The following is a 19,008-nucleotide window of genomic DNA, read 5'->3' as shown; positions in this document are numbered from 1 at the left end:
CTATTATATTTAAGGTATCAGCGGGCAGGTATTTCCAGGTATCAATCAGGCTTTGCAAACCTTTTAATCCTTGCGCCTCATAAAACGCGGCGTTAGGTTTATAGGATACGCACAGATCTTTCGTAGCATCAATAATCCTTTTATTAAATTCCAATATAGGATCTGGGTATGATTTTAAAAATTCGGGAATTTTATCAATATCTGTATCCAGACCAACACATAAAAACGACTTTTTTTGTTTGATCTGTTCAATAAGCTGCGCGCGTGAAATCATTAATGCTAAATATTTTAAATGTCAAAAAAACTAAAAATTTAGCTTAATCGGGGTGTTTCGGCAGATATTTATTTAATAAATTTGAAATTAAAAATTATTTGATTACAATTGCAATGTTTTCCTTTGAATTTTTCTTGCACTAAAGAAACAATTTAAAACCCCACGTTATTTATTAAACAATATTTACCTGGATTTGGATGTTTATTTAAACAAAGTTTCAAGATCAATTTCTTTAAAATAATACTCCATGTGTAACCACGTAACAGCATAAAATTTGCATGGAGGTTTTATTATCGCCAGAAAACAAATTACAACATTAAAAATCCCTTTGAACTATAATTCATATCATGTCTGATAAAATAGAATTGAACGACAAACTCGTTTCTGAGTTGCGCGAGATTGCAAAAAATTTAGGTATTGCCGAGGCTGACGAACTCAGAAAGCCACAGCTAATATCCCGTATAGTTGAACAGCAACAACTGATTGAGGCTGCCCGTGCCCAACAAAACATTGTTGAATCAAACTATACCCCAACTGTTCCGGCGGCCGATGCTGCCGATAAAACACGTAAAAGAACCCGTGTTTTAAAATCTAAGACCCAACCTCGTGTAGAAGTACCTTTAGATGATACCAACCTGTTTGATATTCAGGATGAGGATACCCCGGCCGATGATACAGAAAGTGAAATACCTGTTGTAGCTGCAGAAACAGAAACTGCACCAGTACAACAGGGCGAAACAGCTCCCCGCTCAGAGGAGCCTGTAACCGAAGCCCGCCCTCAAAAATTTGACAGGCGTGCTAATGGACAGCAGAACCAAAATCAGCAAAAAAGCCAGGAACCAGCAATTAACCTTGATTTTGATAACGTTATTGTAAATGAAGGTGTATTAGAAATCATGCCGGATGGCTACGGTTTCTTACGTTCATCTGATTACAATTACCTCACCTCTCCCGATGATATTTACGTATCTCAATCACAAATAAAATTATTTGGTTTAAAAACAGGCGATACCGTACGTGGTAGCATACGCCCACCAAAAGAAGGTGAAAAATATTTCCCGCTGGTACGTGTAGAGGCTATAAACGGCCGTATACCTGCCGAAGTACGTGACCGTGTTCCTTTTGATCACTTAACACCACTTTTCCCGTCAGAAAAACTGAGCCTGTTTACCGATCCTGGTAATTATTCAACCCGTATCATGGACCTTTTTTCACCAATTGGTAAAGGTCAGCGTGGTTTAATTGTGGCCCAGCCAAAAACAGGTAAAACCATGTTATTAAAGGATGTGGCCAATGCTATAGCCAAAAACCACCCGGAGGTTTACCTGATCATATTACTGATTGATGAACGTCCTGAGGAGGTTACCGATATGGCCCGCAGCGTACGCGCCGAAGTTGTATCATCAACATTTGATGAGCCTGCTGAACGCCACGTAAAAATTGCCAATATTGTTTTAGAGAAAGCAAAACGTATGGTAGAGTGCGGTCATGATGTAGTGATCTTGTTAGATTCTATCACCCGTTTGGCACGTGCCTATAACACAGTTGCACCTGCATCAGGTAAAATATTATCTGGTGGTGTTGATGCCAACGCGCTGCACAAACCAAAACGCTTTTTTGGTGCCGCCCGTAACATTGAGGATGGCGGTTCATTAACCATTATAGCTACAGCATTAACCGAAACCGGATCAAAAATGGATGAGGTTATTTTTGAAGAGTTTAAAGGTACCGGTAACATGGAGTTACAACTGGATCGTAAACTTTCAAACAAACGTATATTCCCTGCTATTGATATTACCGCATCAAGCACCCGTCGTGATGATCTGTTGCTTGACCGCGAAACCCTGCAACGCATCTGGATCTTACGCAATCACTTAGCTGATATGAACTCACAGGAATCTATGGAGTTTTTACAGGCCCAGATAAAAGGTACAAAAACCAACGAAGAATTTCTGATTTCCATGAATTCGTAATATTTTAGCATTTATGAAGTTATAGATAGAGAGTATTTGGAGTCAAGAGATAAGAAACAAGAGTCAAGAGATAAAAATTAAACGTTTTAAATTTTCTTGACTCTTGTTTCTTATCTCTCGACTCTTAATTCTCCGTAAGTAAATTTTTATCTGTAACTTCATAAATACTTAATAAAATCCTGATAACTTCATGGCCTGATGAAGAAGCGAGTTAAGAAACATCTGCCCAATGCCATAACCTGTGCTAACCTTTTTAGCGGCTGTATAGGGATAGTATTTGCTTTTCAGGATAACCTGCTGGTAGCGTCGTATGCTATTTTTCTGGCTGCCATTTTTGATTTTTTTGATGGCTTTGCTTCCCGCGTACTCAACTCCTACTCATTTATTGGTAAAGACCTCGATTCGTTGGCCGATATGGTGAGTTTTGGTTTTTTGCCATCAGCTATATTATATGAGCTATTTTTAAAGGCCCCGCAGTTGGGCGAGATCAGCCAGTATTTATGCTATGTAGCTTTCCTGATCACGGTGTTTTCGGCACTGCGTTTGGCCAAATTCAATAATGATACCCGCCAGTCTGATAGTTTTATCGGTCTGCCAACACCGGCCAACGCTATATTCATCGCATCGCTACCGCTTATTATTGAGCAGTATGAAGTTTTAGGTCATTTCATTTTAAACCCTTATGTATTAACGGGTTTAATTGTGGTAATGTGTGTTTTACTGGTATCTGAATTACCATTAATGTCACTAAAATTCAAAAACCGCGACTTCAATAAAAACATTTTCCGCTATTTACTGCTGTTGTTTTCGGCAATACTGATTCTATTTTTTAAATTTGTGGCAGTTCCGGTGGTTATATTTATATATATCACCTTGTCTTTAATTCAAACAAAAATCACAAATGACAAAGTTCCAGGCTGAAATTGATGTAATGCCAAAAAAAGAAATACTTGACCCTCAGGGAAAAGCAGTAACCGGAAGCATGAAAAACCTTGGTTTAGCCGAAATACACAATGTACGCATAGGCAAACATATCACACTTGAAATTGAAGCCGATAGCGTTGAAACTGCAAACGCCAAAGTAGAGCTTGCCTGTAAAAATCTGTTAGCCAACCTTATTATGGAAAGCTACACTTTTACGTTACAAGAGGTAGCCTAAGGCTCAAAGCCGAAGGCCAAAGGCTTAAAGCGAGAAATTTAAATTAAGCATTATTTTCTTATATAATAAATTAGCGGCAATTGGTCTGATTGTCGCTAATTTATTTAAAGGCTTTAGCTCTAAGCTTTTCGCCTTATACTTTAAGCTCTTTTACAGTTCCGCTTCTTTTTCTTCTTTTATTTTTTTGAGCGTAACAAGGTTAGCATTAACCATTGTTTTAACGCGGTTGAATTTTTCAAATATTCCTGCGGTATCCTGTGCTCCTGCTTTGCATTCAAGCTCAACCTCCTGTATAGTGGCCTGGCTTATAGGCATGCCAAAAAAACCCAGGTTAGGTTTTAATTTGTGAGATGCCTGAGAAGCTTCTAACCAGCTACCATTAGCTAAGGCTGTTTCAATAGCATCCAGCAGCTGAGGGGTTTGCTGCAAAAACATATCTATAGATTCTACAATAAACTCGGTACTGCCATCGGCAATTTCATATAAAAAAGAAAGATCAAGATCCTGATCGGGCGAAATATGGGGCATAGATAAATTATATGCTATAAAATTATACTTTTTTTACTATCAAGCTATCGTTAAGCTCATTTTTTAGCTGTAAAATACCTTTATTCAACACCGGATGAACAAAATCAGCGGCAATTTCGGCCAAGGGTTCCAATGTAAATCTTCTTTTATGTAATTCCGGGTGCGGAACCTTCAAATCTGGCTCATTAATAATGGCATTTCCATAAAATAAAATATCAATATCGATAATGCGCGATCCCCACTTTTCCTTACGCTTACGGCCCATCGATTGTTCAATTGCCAATACTTTTTGCAGCACTTCGCGGGCAGGCATAGTGGTTTGCAATTCCAACACCTGGTTTAAATAATCGGGCTCGTCGGTTTTCCCCCATGATTGTGTTTCGTATACTGATGATACGCATGTAAGTGGAGCAATTTCGACCTCAATTTGCTCAACAGCTTGCTGCAGAAACTCTTTTCTGTTGCCCAGGTTGCTGCCTAAGAGTAAAAAAATGTTATTCATGTTGTAACAAATATTATAGAACGGGCTCTTAACATTATCGGTATTGAATTACTAAGTTTGCATAGTTAAAAAGATTTATAACATTAATGAAACAATTCTTCAAATTCGTTCTGGCCTCTGTTGTAGGTATCATTATATCGGTTATCGTTATAGTGATTATAGTAGCCGGTATAATTGGTGGTTTAATATCGTCTGCAGGTAATGAAAAAACCGTAGATGTTGAGCCAAACTCGGTGTTGCGTATGGCATTTACTACCCCAATAACCGAACGCACACCCAATAACCCACTTGCCGGAATAGATTTTCTAGGATTAAATAAGGATAAATCAACCGGATTAAATGATATACTTGCCAACATCCGCAAGGCAAAATCTGACGCCAACATTAAAGGTATATTTCTGGATGAAAGCTATATGACATCCGGCCAGGCCACTACCGAAGAAATCCGCAACGCACTGGTTGATTTTAAAAAATCGGGTAAATTTGTTATAGCCTATGGCGAAATATATACACAGGGATTTTACTACCTCGCATCCGTAGCCGATAAAGTTTATATTAACCCTAAAGGCATGTTTGAGCTTCATGGTTTTAGCTCACAAATTACCTTTTTAAAAGGCGCCCTTGATAAACTGGGCATTGAAGCGCAAATTATCAAAGTGGGTACTTACAAAAGTGCTGTTGAACCACTGATACTTACCAAAATGAGCGATGCTAACCGCCTGCAGGTTACCTCATACTTAGGATCTTTGTATGATCATTTTTTAACAGGTATCAGCAAAAGCCGTGGCATCAATAAAGATTCATTATATAATTATGCCGACCAGATGCGTGTTCAGTTTCCCGAAGATGCACTGAAATTAAAATTAGTTGATGGTCTGAAATATAAAGATGAGATACTTGACGAGTTAAAGAAACGTACCGATACTGAACTTAAAAACGACCTGCACAGCGTTGAGCTTGGCGATTACACCAGCAGCATCCCTGATAAGGAAAACAGCGATGATAATTCATCATCAAAAAACCGTATAGCCATTGTTTATGCCTCGGGCGAAATTTCTGGCGGTGAAGGCGATGACAATAATATTGGGTCAGAAAGAATATCAAAAGCCCTGCGTAAAGCGCGTATGGATGATAAGGTAAAAGCGGTAGTACTGCGTGTTAACTCACCGGGCGGCAGCTCCCTTGCTTCGGATGTGATTTGGCGCGAGGTGATGCTGACCAAAAAAGCCAAACCCATTATTGTATCCATGGGCGATGTAGCTGCATCAGGCGGTTATTATATCTCGTGCGCTGCCGACTCTATCATAGCCGAGCCCAATACCATTACCGGTTCTATAGGTATTTTTGCCATACTACCTAACCTGCAAAAACTATTTAACGATAAATTAGGGGTTAGCTTTGATGGCGTGAAAACCGGAAAGTATGCTGACCTGGGTGATGTAAGCCGCCCTTTAACTCCTGAAGAACATTTTATACTTCAAAACAGTGTAAATCATGGTTATGATGAATTTACCAAAGCTGTAGCACAAGGGCGTAACAAAACTCAGAAATACATTGACAGCATTGGCCAAGGCCGTGTATGGACTGGTACCCAGGCATTAAAAATTGGATTGGTTGACCGTTTAGGCAATATTAATGATGCCATAGCATCCGCTGCTAAAAAAGCAAACGTTAAAAACTATAAGCTGGTAGCCTATCCGGAGCAAAAAAGTTTCCTGAACCAGCTAAGTAGCGATGTTACGGTTGAAGCCCGCACACGTATGCTCAAATCAGAACTGGGTGATAACTACAGGGTTTACGAACAAATTAAAGGCCTAACTCAGATGATGCGCACCCCGCAAACCCGTTTACCTTATGATATTGTAATTAAATAAGTTTTCCTATTATATTTTGATTAAAAGCTGCATGTATGGGCGGCTTTTTTTATTATTATCCACGATATAATTTATTATGAGTATATTGTTTGCTCAAGTTTAAATTTTAAACCTTTCACAGAGAATGATACCGTTTAATCAACTATTAAAACAGCATTTCGCATTTTTTGTGGTGCTGATATTAGCCTTATCCATAACATCGTGTAGTAAACAAGCTGAGAATGATGTAACACCTCCTCCGGTATCCCCACCAAAGGAAAATCTGCCTCCGGTATTTAATATCAAAAAAGCAGATAGTACTTTATTTGACGCCGATGATATTAACATTACCACGGTTAATGATAGCGTTAAGGTAACATTACCGGCCACTACAGATATAAATAAATTAATTGCTGATATTAAAGTGGATAATGCAACCATTACCCCACTCCCGGGTTCAATTCAAAGCTTTGACAAACCGGTGGCCTTTACCATTAAAACATCTGACGGAAAAACTACTACATATGTAATCTCCATTAAATTAGATAAGCTTAAAAACGTAGTTTATTTTGGAACTCTAAAGAGTTTATATGCACTCAATGCAAAAAAAGGCACTTTAATTTGGGAATATAAGTCAGGAACTAATTTTTCCTATTCAACACCAACAATTGTAAACGGAATATTATACACCACTAATACTGATCATAACCTTTATGCTCTTGATCCGCTTTCGGGAAAATTAAAATGGAAATTCGCTACAAATAGTACTACCATATCAAGTCCTGCCGTAGTCAATGGAATTGTATATTTTACGAGTGACGACTATAATATATATGCAGTGGATGCTACATCTGGTATTTTGAAATGGAAATACAGAACCGGCTATAATGTTGACTCCTCTCCGGTGGTTGCCAATGGGCTGGTATATGCGGGTGGCTCCGACAATTATTTATATGCATTGGATGCGCTAACAGGAAATCTTGTATGGAAATACTACACAAGCAATATAATGGTTGAGGCGAGTGCAATTGTATCAAACGGACTGGTATTTGTTGGTAACCGTAGCGGAGATTTCTACGCCTTAAACGCAACTAACGGACAGTTAAAATGGAGCTTTGGCACCAACGGTATATCATTTGAACAATCCAGGCCTGTTATTAATAATGGGGTTATTTTCGTTGCAAGCGGATATGATTTCAAGAATAACAAACAAGCAGGCAGTTTATACGCCCTTAAAGAAAAAGATGGCGGCCTACTATGGAAAAACTTAGATGGCCTGGGTTTTTCAAGTGGCGCAACATATGCCAATGGAATACTATATATAAATTGTGATGATGGTAATTTATATATGCTTGATGCCGCTACCGGCAATATAATCTCAAAAAATCTGATATATGCTAACGGTGCTATTCCAACAGTTGCAAACGGAAACGTATTTCCTGGAGGTGGCGGATCAAATTTCTTTTACGCATTTGACGCAATCAGTGGCAGTGCGGTCTGGAGATTTCCATTAAACAGTATTACAACATCAAAACCTTTAGTAATTGATGCAAACGGCAATGTGAACTAAGGTATACTGTATTTTAATTAAAAAGCTGCCCATACAGGCGGCTTTTTTAATTAATTGTGAAACCACAATTTAACATAAAAACGGATTATTAAATTTTAACCCGTTATGAATAAAGTCCCCACACCAAAAACCAGTACCCTTCCCTAAAAAACCAACGTCTTTCCAATGCCTTTTTGTATTTTTACACCTTCAATACTACTATGGAAAATAAACCAATAGCCCGTACGCTTCGTTTGTTCTCGCAACTCATGGAACTGCATGAGGTTAACCCTTTTAAAATAAAGTCGGTAGCCAATGCGGCCTTCAAAGTTGACAAGCTTCCCTTTCCTATTGCGGGTAAAACACTTGCCGAATTAGAAAAGGTTGATGGAGTTGGCAAAAGCATTGCTGGTAAAATAATAGAGCTTTTTGAAAAAGGTACCATTGCCGAAATGGACGAACTCCTGGCCAATACTCCTGCCGGCGTAGTTGAAATGATGGGCATTAAAGGTATTGGCCCTAAAAAAGTTGCCATTATTTGGCGCGAACTGGGTATTGAAAACACCGGTGAGCTTTTTTACGCCTGCAACGAGAACCGTCTGATTGAGGCTAAAGGCTTTGGATTAAAAACCCAGGAAGAAATTCGCAAAGCCATTGAGTTCAGGATGGCCAGCAACGGCAAATTCCTTTTTGCACAGGTTGAAAAAGAAGCTAACGAACTGATGGATGAAGTAAAATCCATTTTTCCGGATGCGCTAAAACATTTTGCGGGTGAGTTCAGACGTTTGAGTGAGATCATCACCGAGATTGTGATCGTAGTTGGATCCGTTGATCATGAACTGGCATACAACACCTTCATGCAATCAAACATTTTGAATAATGTAACGCGTAACGAAAACCATGTATCGGGCGAGTTACAAAACGGCTTGCTGGTTGATATCATTTGCGTTGATAAAGCCGATTATTTTAAAGAACTATTTCTGAATACCGGTACAGATGAGCATGTGCAGGCTGTTTTGGAGCGCATTAATACCCCGCTTGATCAGCCCGAGACCGAGGAACTCATTTACCAAAAAGCTGGCCTGGCCTGGATGCAGCCCGAACTGCGCGAAGGCACCACATTTCTTGATAAAGCCGAAAAAAATCAACTGCCTACACTCATTATTACACATGATCTGAAAGGCAGTCTCCATAACCACAGCACCTGGAGCGACGGCGTAAATACCGTTGAAGAAATGGCCTTATACTGTCGCGATAATCTAAAACTGGAATATCTGGGCATGTGCGATCATAGTAAAAGCGCCTTTTATGCCAAAGGATTGAGTATTGAACGCGTACTGCAACAACAAGAAGAGATTGACCACCTGAACAAAAAGCTGGATGGTTTTCACATATTTAAAGGTATTGAATCGGATATTTTATACGATGGTTCATTGGATTATCCCGATGAGATATTGCAAAAGTTTGATTTTATTGTTGCATCCGTACACTCTATTTTGAAAATGGATGAGGAAAAAGCTACATCGAGGTTGATTACGGCCATTGAAAATCCGTACACCACCATATTGGGACACCCAACCGGCAGGCTTTTATTAAGCAGAGGCGGTTACCCTATCAATTATAAAAAAGTTATTGACGCTTGCGCGGCCAATAACGTAGTAATAGAAATTAATGCCAACCCGCTCAGGCTTGATCTGGACTGGCGCTGGCACCAATATGCCTTAGAAAAAGGCGTTTGGTTATCCATAAACCCTGACGCTCACCGTGTTGAAGGCTTTTTAGATATGCACTACGGTGTTTTAGCCGCCCGAAAAGGCGGTTTGTATAAGGAAATGTGTTTAAATGCATTATCGTTACAGGAAATTACCAAAGTTTTTGAAAAAAAGCGGTCAGCAGTAAAAGCTTAAGAGGAAGAAGGATAAAAGACTTGAAATAAAGGATTTTGGTATTAAATATAAAAATCAGCAGGACGAAAGATTATCAATCATGATAAACCAATGAACTACTGAGCAACTGAACCAGTGAACTAATAAATGATAAACAAAATACGCGCTATACAATCATCAAGCAACAAACCGGCTATTCTGGTTATTGGTGATCTGATGATTGACCATTACATCATAGGCAGTGCATCACGCCTGTCTCCCGAAGCTCCGGTGCCCATCGTAAACGTTAAAAACGAATCGGTTACTCTTGGTGGTGCGGGTAATGTGGTTCAAAATCTGGTTACATTAGGCGCGCAGGTTACTGTAGCCGGCCTGATAGGTAATGATACCGCTGGCGCTCAAGTTATTGAAATATTGGCATCAGAAGGGGTAGAAACCCATACGATCATAACCGACGAAACTCGCCCTACCACAGTCAAAACCCGTGTTTTGGCAGGCAGTCACCAGTTGGTAAGGATTGATCGGGAAACTACTGATACTGTATCAGATACCATTGCAGATGAATTAATGAACCATCTGAAAGGCTATATGAACAAGGCAGATATTATAGTGTTGTCTGACTATAATAAAGGGTTATTTTCCCCAACCTTAACCCAAAGACTCATCATTGAGGCTAATAACCTGGGCAAAAAAGTAGTAATTGACCCTAAAGGATTAAATTACGAAAAATATAAAGGTGCCTACATTATAAAACCCAACCGTAAAGAACTGGCCGAGGCTGCCAAAGCCGAAAAAATAAATTCAATTGAAAGCCTACAGCATGCTGCAAAAGCCATTTTTGAGCAAACCGGAACGGCATACCTTGTGGTCACTTTATCGGAAGAAGGGATGGTTATCTTGAGCGAAAGCTCTCATAAATTATTGCCTGTAAAAGCTACCGAGGTTTTTGATGTAACCGGTGCCGGTGATACTGTACTGGCTACAATGGCCTATTTTATAGCAGCCGGCCTAACCATTGAAGAGGCTTGCGAACTCGCTAACCACGCTGCCGCCATAGTAATACGCCAGGTAGGCAGCGCCACCACTACCATTGATGAAATTATCAGTGATATGGAGCGTAGTTAATTTCATATCAACAAAAACACAAATTAAGGGTACAAAAACGTATAACGTAAAACCCAAAACGTACAACCTCATATGGTTTTAAACGAATTAAAAGATCATCAAAATACAATTCAACTGGTAATTGATACCCTTACCGGGGATATTGAAAAAGCCTGTGAATTAATGGTTACTACATTAAAAAACGGCAATAAGGTTCTGTTTGCAGGTAATGGCGGCAGTGCCGCAGATGCACAGCACCTGGCAGCCGAGCTTACAGGCCGCTTTGTAAAAGAGCGCAAAGCATTACCAGGTATTGCCTTAACGGTTGATACTTCGGCAATTACGGCTATAGCTAATGATTACCATTACAACAGGGTGTTTGCCCGGCAGGTAGAAGCTTATGCCCGCCCCGGCGATCTGTTTATCGGCATTTCTACCAGTGGCAATAGTGAAGGCATATTGAAAGCCTTTGAAACTGCCACTCAATTGGGCTGTAAAACCCTTGGTCTATCTGGCCGCGATGGTGGTAAAATGACCGGATTATGCGATCTGAACATCGTTATTCCATCAAATACCACTGCCCGTATTCAGGAAATGCACATACTTATCGGCCATATTATGTGCCAGGCTGTTGATGAGGTATTTGATTAATTTTTAACGCTTTGCAAACGGAATATCATGCGAATCGATCTTGAAAAAACACTGGTCAATAAAATAACTGATCTGCCATCGCTACAAAAACAGGTACAAGACTGGCAGAGCGAGGGTAAAAAAGTGGTGTTTACCAACGGTGTATTTGACCTGCTGCACATTGGCCATATCACTTATCTGGCTAAAGCCGCCGAGTTGGGCCATAAACTGATCATCGGTTTAAACGCCGACAGCTCAGTTAAGCGCATCAAAGGCGAAAGTCGCCCGGTCAATGACCAAAGTAGCAGGGCCGCTATACTGGCCGCCTTGTTTTTTGTTGATGCCATAGTTGTTTTTGAAGAAGATACCCCGCTAAACCTGATCAGTACTTTATTGCCGGATATATTAGTTAAAGGCGCTGATTATTCGGTTGAAAACATTGTTGGTGCCAAAGAAGTGATAGCCAATGGTGGTGAGGTAAAAACCATTAATTTTGTAGAAGGATATTCATCTACCTCCATTATTGAAAGGATCAGGAAGCAAATTACCTGATAAATAGCTGTATGAAGATACTGGTGATCCGCTTTAGCTCAATGGGCGATATAATTTATACCACCCCTATTGTACGCTGCCTTAAAAAGCAGATACCAGGAGCTGAAGTACATTTTTTAACCAAACCAGCCTTTAAATATATATACGATAACAATCCTTACGTTGATAAACTGTTACTGCTAAAACCCACATTATCGGCTACAATTGATGAAATAAAAGCTGAAAAGTATGATCATATTGTTGATCTTCATAACAACCTGCGTACGGCTATTATTAAATTCCGCACGGGGATCCCGGCATCAACCTATAAAAAACAGCCGATAAAAAAATGGCTCAGCTTAAAGTTTAAGCTTAAATTGATCCCTCCTACCCACCTGGTCGATCGTTATTTGAAAGCAGTCTTGCCCTTAGGTGTAGTGAACGATGGGCAACCTATTGATTATTATATAAAAGCAAGCCATCAGCTTAGTAAGCTGCTACCGATATCACATCAAAACGGATATATCGCATTTATAATTGGGGCAACGCACTTTACCAAGCGTATGCCCAACTACAAAATCAGCAGTATTTGCAGGCAGCTAAACCTGCCGGTCGTATTATTGGGCGGTACTGATGTAAAGGCTAACGGTGATATAATTGCCGCCGAACTTGGCGATAAAGTATACAACGCTTGTGGTATTACCTCGCTTGATGAGTCGGTTTTCCTGGTATCTAAGGCAAAAAGTATCATTGGTTTTGACACAGGCCTTACTCATATTGCCGAGGCATTTAATAAGCCCATTGCATCTGTTTGGGGTGGCACTGTTCCGGAATTACTTGGCGTACAGCCTTATATGGTTAAGGATGTATTGGTTTCCGGAGTTGAAATATCATGCCGGCCCTGCTCTAAATTCGGTTTAGAAAAATGCCCGCTCGGGCATTTTAAATGCATGAATGATATGCCCGAAGGTGATATTGTAAATTTTGCAAATAAGTAACCGTAGGCATTAAAACTAATTGAATTTTTGATCAGTTACTCCTATATTGTAAGGAGTTATTAAGCCTGAACTTATCCGCTTTTTCTATGAAAAAACTACTGTTAATTCGCCATGCTAAAGCAACACACGAAAGTGGTTATGCCGATTTTGACCGACCTTTAAAACAATCGGGTATGCAGGATGCTTTGTTTATGGCTAATGTTATAAAAAACAGATCAATTGTTCCGGAGTATATCATGAGCAGCCCTGCGTTGCGCACCTTAACTACAGCTCAAATATTTGCCGAACATCTGCATTTACCTCCATCTGCAACAGATCCTAAAATATACGAAGCCAGTGAATTTGCCTTAGTAAACGTGATCAATAACCTACCCGACGAGTATGATTATATAGCTTTGGTAGGTCATAATCCCGGCATCAGCCAGCTGTTATATTACCTTACAGGGCAGCTTCGTGATGTGCCCACCTGCGCCGTGGCACTCATCAGTTTTGATAATGACGACTGGCGGTCTATTACCAGTGAAGACGGGCATTTATCATTTTATGATTCGCCAAAGGACTGATTACAAAATTATTTGTCATGCTGAACGCAGTGAAGCATCTATTCTGCTACATACATAGCTCAAGAATAGATCCTTCGTTCCTCAGGATGACAAGTAAAGAAATTTTGTTAACTTGTTAAGCAATTTTACTCACCACTCACCACTCACTAATTCACTAATTCACCTTATAAGTTTTGCCAGGCATGGAGCGGATATATCCTTGCATTTCCATGTTCAGAAGATTCATGGCCAGTAAGCTCATGGGCATATTGGCTTTAATGGTCAGATCATCAATAGCCAGGGGCGTTTTATGCTGTTGTAAGATATTAAAAATCAGTTGTTCATCTGCCGATAGATCAAGCGGCAAAACAAATTGTTCAACAGGTTTGGCTTGATCCGGTTTCTCCCAACCAAGGCTAAAAGCCAGATCGGCCACACAGGTTAGCAAACTTGCCTTATGATTGCGGATCAGGAAATTACACCCTTCAGAATAATCATCACCCAGTCTGCCCGGGAAAGCAAACACATCACGGTTATAAGAATTGGCTATTTCAGCGGTTATTAACGCACCGCCTTTTATACCTGCTTCTACTACTATAGTGGCATCGGCAATACCTGCTACAATACGGTTTCGCTGCGGAAAGTTCTCCCTATCGGGATTAGTTCCTGATGGATATTCGGTTAACAGGCCGCCATTTTGCAACATTTTATCGGCTGTACCACGGTTTTGGCTCGGGTAAAGCCTATCTAACCCATGACCAAGCACACCAACGGTTGGCATATTCAGACGGATGCACTCTTTATGAGCTGCCACATCAATACCTAAAGCTAAACCACTTACAATTAATATATTATATTGCTGTAATTCTTCAATAAGTTGTCTACACAGCTGCTTGCCGTAATCAGTAGCATTGCGCGTACCCACTATACTAATGATGTACTGCGGATTAAGATCCATTTTGCCCTTAGCATATAATAATATAGGTGAGTCAGCGCAATTTTTTAATCTTTTGGGGTATCTGCTATCGGTATAAAATATAGTTTCAATATCATTCTTTTCTATAAAAATAAGCTCCTTTTCGGCCTTTTTCAGGGCATCATTAAAATCCCAGGCAGATGCCCGTTTATCGCCAATGCCCGGTATCTTAATCATTTTAGCCGGCGAGGTTTTAAAAACTTCCTCCGCATTACCCAGGTACGCGATAAGTGATTTAGCCGATACCGGCCCCAGATTTTTAACAAAAGACAAGGCTATTTGATGCTGTAGTGACATATAAGTTTAGATATGCGGTTTAATAAACGGCTCTTCCTCCGTTAATCATTCGCGTTTAAAAGTATAAAAAAATCTAAAAATATTAGCATATAAATAAAAACTACAAAAATAGTTTGCAAACTATATAAATAGTTTATACCTTTAATTAACCCAACTATAAAAATAGTTTGCTATGAATATTAAAGAATTAACCAAGGCCGAAGAACAGATCATGCAGATACTTTGGCAATTAAAAGAAGCTATTGTAAAAGATATTATTGAACAAATTCCGGATCCTAAACCTGCATATAACACCGTATCAACTGTGGTTCGGGTGCTGGAGGGCAAAGGTTTTATTGATCATAAAGCTTACGGAAACTCACATGTATACTTCCCGCTTATCAGCGATGACGAGTATAAAAAGTTCACTTTCGATAAAATGATGAAGAACTATTTCAGCAATTCATACCAAAGCCTGGTATCATTTATTGTTGATGAAAAGAAGCTTGGCGTACAGGAACTGGACGAATTAACCTCATTGATTGACCAACTTAAAAGCAAAAAATCATGAACTGGTTGCATTATCTGCTTGAAGCAAACATATACCTTGCTGTATTTTATGCCGGGTACCAGCTGTTTTTAAAGAACGAAACCTACTATACACTGAACAGAGTATACCTCCTACTTGGCTGTGTGCTATCTTTTGTGTTGCCTTTGCTGCAATTAGGTATACTAAAACCTGCTGATCAAGGTGCAGTCACAACAGTATATATTGCGAATACAGCACTAAAACCGGTGTCGAATCAGCCTGCTGATTTTAATATGAGCATTCAAAATGTACTTTTTTATGTCTATTTACTGGGTGTTATAATCCTGGCGGTTATATTACTTTTAAAGCTGTTCAAGTTGACAAGTATGACCCGCACCGCCCTTGAGATGGCTGGCGACAAGTATAAAATTGTACCTGTGGAAGGCTCCAATACTGCTTTTTCCTTTTTTAATTACCTTTTTATAGGTTCAAAAACTACCGGTAGCGATATTATTATAAGGCATGAGCTGGTACATATAAGGCAAAAACATACCCTCGACGTGCTTTTTCTGGAGCTTGTAAAGATCATAAATTGGTTTAACCCCTTTGTTTATCTGTTACAAAACAGCATTAAAACCGTGCATGAATACATTGCCGATGAGCAAACCGCCGCTTATGAAACCGATGCTTTAACCTACTCCTCTTTCCTGGTTAATAATGCTTACGGGCTTAACGGTACATCCTTAACCAATTCATTTTTCAATTATAATCTATTAAAAAAGAGGATCATTATGTTAAACCAAAAACGTTCGGGGAGTTTAGCAAGGCTAAAATACCTGATGGCGATACCCATTTTCGGGGCATCGCTTTGCGCATCAACCTTAGGGTTCAGTAAAAATTATGGCTGGATTGACCTAGCGCCACAACACCCCATTGTCGATTCATCTGAACAGGCAAAACACCATTTGATGCCACCGCCGCCGCCACCACCAATCCTCATTAAAAATGGCTATATGGGTCTTTTTAATCACCTGAATAAGAATATTAAATACCCTCAAAATGAGGTAAAAAACAAGCGTTCAGGCCTGGTGATTGTTGCTTTTAACGTAGGGGCTGATCATAAATTATCGGATGCAAAAATTTTAAAAAGCACTGATAATCGTTTTGATGACCAAACTTTAAAAGCATTCCAATCATACAAAAGCACCATTGGAGACAAGGCCGGTGAGCACAAAGTTACTGTAGGCTTTTATTCAGATTTCGCTGCTCAAGCACCTCAATATGCAAGTGAAGTGGAGCAATCCGGTGCAGTATTTAACTTAAGTGCTGTTGTAACACCACAGCAATCGGCTGCTCCTGAAGCTATTGGCCAACCTTCTCCAAAGCCATCTGTTGCATTTCCAAAGCCTAAAGCTTCAGTAAAAGGTGCTAAAATTCCTCCTCCTCCACCACCAGTACCGCCCAAATCCGCGTCTGAGCCGGCTCCAGTACAAGCAGCAGATCAAAAAATGCCCCCACCGCCACCACCAAAAGAGCCAATTAAACAAAAATTACCAAGGCCGTTGAAGGAAGATCCAATTGGACAAAGGTTACCGCGGCCCCTGCCACCAAAAGACCCGTTTAGTGAACTATACACCTACATTGCAAAATATGTAAGATATCCTGCCGAAGCGCGTGATAATAGATATGCCGGAAGAGTAATTTTAAATTTCAACCTCAACAACGGTAAAATTGAAGATGTAAAAATCACCCGAGGGCTTTTAAATGTTTTAGATGCAGAGGCCTTAAGAGTCATTAAAAGCTATGATAGTACATTACCTCAGGCAAGATCAGCTAACTATTCCATACCTATTTCATTCACGCTTATTGATCAAAATAGTGTTAATGTAGGAAAGATACCCGATAATAAAACTCAAACTGATGATAATGATAAACAGGTAGCAAACAGTAATGCTTTTAAACCAGGTACGAGCTATATGCTAAATGAGGTAGTTGTAACGGGGTATGTAAATACAAAATAAAGCTGCTTAAATATAACCTTTAATCAAATTGCTGAACGGCTAAAACCGCTTCAGCATTTTCCCGTATAAAGTCTCTTAATGCACACTTAGCCTGTGGGTTGCCGAAACAAGTTCGGCATGACGACTAAGCCTTTAAAAATTCACTACCCTTTTACATATATCACCTGCTTGGTTTCAAAAAACTCTTCTGTAAAATATTCTTTAAGGTAATACTGGGTTACTTTTAGTCCTGACTCTTTAATTTCTTGCTCCAGATTTCCTCCTTTGAGGTACAAAAGCCCGTTGGGTAATATATTTTTTGATTCCTTTTTGAACTTTCCGCGTATCCAGGGATAAAAATCTTTAAGTTGGGTAACTGCTCTTGATACCACAAAATCAAACTTTTCATCTACCTGTTCGGCACGTAAATGTGATGCCCGTACATTGGTTAGGCCTAAACCTTTGGCAACTTCCTGCACCACTTTGATCTTTTTACCGATAGAATCAACCAGATAAAAACTTGTTTCGGGGAATAAAATAGCCAGCGGAATGCCTGGAAAACCGCCTCCGGTACCTACATCCAGTACACTTTCGCCTTGCAAAAAGGGCATTACTTTGGCAATTCCTATTGAGTGCAACACATGACGCTCATATAAAAGGTCGATATCTTTACGTGATATTACATTAATTTGGCTGTTCCATAAGTTATAAAGCTCTGGTAACTGCTCAATTTGGGTCCGCTGCTGAGCGGTTAGATCAGGAAAATATTTAAAAACGGTATCAGATGTCATCCCTGTTAAAACGATTAATAATATTGCCAAGCAGGTACCTGGCCCTAAATAATTGTGCTTTTACCGTACCCAAAGGCAAATCAAGCTGTTGCGCTATTTCTTCGTAGGATAGCTCATCAAAGTAGCGTAGCGTGATCAGGTTTCGGTACCGGTGCGGCAGGCTTTCTATCAATAACTTAAGCTCCTGGGTTTGCTGTTTTTTGATAGATGTTTCTTCAGGATTTAAAACGTCGGCCCTTATTTGCAGTGGCTTTTCGTCACCATCCTCATCAGTCATACTGTGGATAGACTGTGTGTTGAGCTTTTTTTTGCGGATAAAGTCAATGCAATTATTGGTAGCTACCCTAAATAACCAGGTACTAAATGCATAATCGGGCTGGTATTTATCCAGTTTTTCAAATGCTTTGGCAAAGGTTTCAACGGTGAGGTCCATAGCGTCCTCCTTGTTGTTAACCATTTTTAATACCATAAAGTAGATAGAATCCTTGTAGCGGTGCATCAAATCGGCATAGGCTTTTTGATCGCCTTCGCGAGCTCTTACAACCAGGTGAAAATCGTTCTTCGCGTTGTCGGTGAAATTGACGTTTATTTCCATTGGGTAGTTTTTAAAAATGTCCCGATCAGCCCAAAAACATTCAAGTATATATAATATATAATATCAAAAAATGGCAAATACCAGATCAGATCTTTGCCGTTCAATTTTTTAAATATTTTGGTGTATATAATTAGTTGTAATATCAGCCTAAAAATGCACAAACCTAATGCCAGTAAAGGCTCATATTTAAAAATAATACATAATATGAGTAAAATATAGAATAATGAGCCACTCATGGCATCAAAACTCAACATACGCCTGTGCTTATTTTTATACAGCTTGCCTACTCCCATGTGTCGTTTTTTTTGACGG

At 39.6% G+C, this 19,008-nt stretch carries 18 protein-coding genes and 2 pseudogenes; 13 read left to right on the top strand and 7 right to left on the bottom strand.

Translation table 11 applies throughout. The features are described 5' to 3' along the window. Positions 1 to 271 (bottom strand): annotated as a pseudogene (locus tag AAGC65_RS18140) (orotidine 5'-phosphate decarboxylase); the annotation flags it as partial. A 350-nt stretch (positions 272 to 621) separates the two neighbouring features. On the opposite strand from AAGC65_RS18140, the gene rho reads away from it, so the two are divergent. The 3 genes from rho (at position 622) to purS (ending at position 3,406) form a co-directional block, all read left to right on the top strand. Next, a complete protein-coding gene (gene rho / locus AAGC65_RS18135; RefSeq protein ID WP_343113878.1) occupies positions 622 to 2,247 on the top strand; it encodes a transcription termination factor Rho in 1,626 nt (541 codons plus the stop codon). A gap of 198 nt (positions 2,248 to 2,445) precedes the next feature. Then, positions 2,446 to 3,168, top strand: a complete 723-nt coding sequence (locus AAGC65_RS18130; protein ID WP_343113877.1) for a CDP-alcohol phosphatidyltransferase family protein — start codon at positions 2,446 to 2,448, stop codon at positions 3,166 to 3,168. After that, complete coding sequence (purS, locus tag AAGC65_RS18125; RefSeq protein ID WP_343113876.1) at positions 3,149 to 3,406, top strand: phosphoribosylformylglycinamidine synthase subunit PurS; 258 nt, start codon at positions 3,149 to 3,151, stop codon at positions 3,404 to 3,406. Before AAGC65_RS18130 ends, purS begins: the two co-directional genes overlap by 20 nt. 150 nt (positions 3,407 to 3,556) lie before the next feature. Here the strand turns inward: purS and AAGC65_RS18120 are convergent, their stop codons facing one another. Then, the gene (locus tag AAGC65_RS18120; RefSeq protein WP_343113875.1) at positions 3,557 to 3,934 is read right to left on the bottom strand and encodes an Hpt domain-containing protein; all 378 of its coding nucleotides are present in this window, start codon (positions 3,932 to 3,934) and stop codon (positions 3,557 to 3,559) included. A gap of 22 nt (positions 3,935 to 3,956) precedes the next feature. Further along, positions 3,957 to 4,436 carry a 2-amino-4-hydroxy-6-hydroxymethyldihydropteridine diphosphokinase gene (gene folK / locus AAGC65_RS18115; protein ID WP_343113874.1) on the bottom strand — a complete coding sequence of 160 codons (480 nt, stop codon included), beginning with the start codon at positions 4,434 to 4,436 and terminating at the stop codon, positions 3,957 to 3,959. 86 nt (positions 4,437 to 4,522) lie between these two features. Here folK and sppA point away from each other — a divergent pair, with 86 nt between their 5' ends. The 8 genes from sppA (at position 4,523) to AAGC65_RS18075 (ending at position 13,550) form a co-directional block, all read left to right on the top strand. Next, positions 4,523 to 6,310 (top strand): signal peptide peptidase SppA, encoded by a 1,788-nt coding sequence (gene sppA / locus AAGC65_RS18110; protein ID WP_343113873.1) that lies wholly within the window; start codon positions 4,523 to 4,525, stop codon positions 6,308 to 6,310. Positions 6,311 to 6,434: 124 nt separating this feature from the next. Next, entirely contained in the window at positions 6,435 to 7,859 is a 1,425-nt protein-coding gene (locus AAGC65_RS18105; RefSeq protein ID WP_343113872.1) for a PQQ-binding-like beta-propeller repeat protein, read from the top strand. A 200-nt stretch (positions 7,860 to 8,059) separates the two neighbouring features. Then, positions 8,060 to 9,745, top strand: coding sequence for a helix-hairpin-helix domain-containing protein (locus AAGC65_RS18100; protein WP_343113871.1), 1,686 nt, complete (start codon positions 8,060 to 8,062; stop codon positions 9,743 to 9,745). A 126-nt stretch (positions 9,746 to 9,871) separates the two neighbouring features. Then, positions 9,872 to 10,849, top strand: a complete 978-nt coding sequence (rfaE1, locus tag AAGC65_RS18095; protein ID WP_343113870.1) for a D-glycero-beta-D-manno-heptose-7-phosphate kinase — start codon at positions 9,872 to 9,874, stop codon at positions 10,847 to 10,849. Positions 10,850 to 10,921: 72 nt separating this feature from the next. Further along, on the top strand, positions 10,922 to 11,479 hold the full coding sequence (gene gmhA, locus AAGC65_RS18090; RefSeq protein ID WP_343113869.1) for a D-sedoheptulose 7-phosphate isomerase: 558 nt from the start codon (positions 10,922 to 10,924) through the stop codon (positions 11,477 to 11,479). A 27-nt stretch (positions 11,480 to 11,506) separates the two neighbouring features. Continuing rightward, positions 11,507 to 12,010 carry a D-glycero-beta-D-manno-heptose 1-phosphate adenylyltransferase gene (gene rfaE2, locus AAGC65_RS18085; protein ID WP_343113868.1) on the top strand — a complete coding sequence of 168 codons (504 nt, stop codon included), beginning with the start codon at positions 11,507 to 11,509 and terminating at the stop codon, positions 12,008 to 12,010. 11 nt (positions 12,011 to 12,021) lie between these two features. Continuing rightward, on the top strand, positions 12,022 to 12,987 hold the full coding sequence (locus AAGC65_RS18080) for a glycosyltransferase family 9 protein (RefSeq protein ID WP_343113867.1): 966 nt from the start codon (positions 12,022 to 12,024) through the stop codon (positions 12,985 to 12,987). A gap of 86 nt (positions 12,988 to 13,073) precedes the next feature. Next, positions 13,074 to 13,550 (top strand): histidine phosphatase family protein, encoded by a 477-nt coding sequence (locus tag AAGC65_RS18075; RefSeq protein ID WP_343113866.1) that lies wholly within the window; start codon positions 13,074 to 13,076, stop codon positions 13,548 to 13,550. Between the two features lie 154 nt (positions 13,551 to 13,704). Here the strand turns inward: AAGC65_RS18075 and dprA are convergent, their stop codons facing one another. Further along, positions 13,705 to 14,802, bottom strand: coding sequence for a DNA-processing protein DprA (gene dprA, locus AAGC65_RS18070; protein ID WP_343113865.1), 1,098 nt, complete (start codon positions 14,800 to 14,802; stop codon positions 13,705 to 13,707). 172 nt (positions 14,803 to 14,974) lie between these two features. Here dprA and AAGC65_RS18065 point away from each other — a divergent pair, with 172 nt between their 5' ends. Continuing rightward, entirely contained in the window at positions 14,975 to 15,352 is a 378-nt protein-coding gene (locus AAGC65_RS18065) for a BlaI/MecI/CopY family transcriptional regulator (protein WP_343113864.1), read from the top strand. Next, complete coding sequence (locus tag AAGC65_RS18060) at positions 15,349 to 17,331, top strand: TonB family protein (RefSeq protein ID WP_343113863.1); 1,983 nt, start codon at positions 15,349 to 15,351, stop codon at positions 17,329 to 17,331. The genes AAGC65_RS18065 and AAGC65_RS18060 overlap by 4 nt, the downstream gene beginning before the upstream one ends. Before the next feature lie 143 nt (positions 17,332 to 17,474). Here the strand turns inward: AAGC65_RS18060 and rsmG are convergent, their stop codons facing one another. The 3 genes and pseudogenes from rsmG to AAGC65_RS18045 form a co-directional block, all read right to left on the bottom strand. Continuing rightward, entirely contained in the window at positions 17,475 to 18,101 is a 627-nt protein-coding gene (gene rsmG, locus AAGC65_RS18055) for a 16S rRNA (guanine(527)-N(7))-methyltransferase RsmG (protein WP_343113862.1), read from the bottom strand. Further along, positions 18,091 to 18,696 carry a sigma-70 family RNA polymerase sigma factor gene (locus AAGC65_RS18050; protein ID WP_343113861.1) on the bottom strand — a complete coding sequence of 202 codons (606 nt, stop codon included), beginning with the start codon at positions 18,694 to 18,696 and terminating at the stop codon, positions 18,091 to 18,093. The genes rsmG and AAGC65_RS18050 overlap by 11 nt, the downstream gene beginning before the upstream one ends. Continuing rightward, positions 18,687 to 19,008 (bottom strand): annotated as a pseudogene (locus AAGC65_RS18045) (transmembrane glycosyltransferase); the annotation flags it as partial. The pseudogene AAGC65_RS18045 and the gene AAGC65_RS18050, both read right to left, overlap by 10 nt.

The organism is Mucilaginibacter sp. (assembly GCF_039207105.1).
Classification (GTDB): Bacteria; Bacteroidota; Bacteroidia; order Sphingobacteriales; family Sphingobacteriaceae; genus Mucilaginibacter.
The sequence above is the reverse complement of the archived record's forward strand: the minus strand, read 5'-3'. Positions and strand labels throughout refer to the sequence as shown.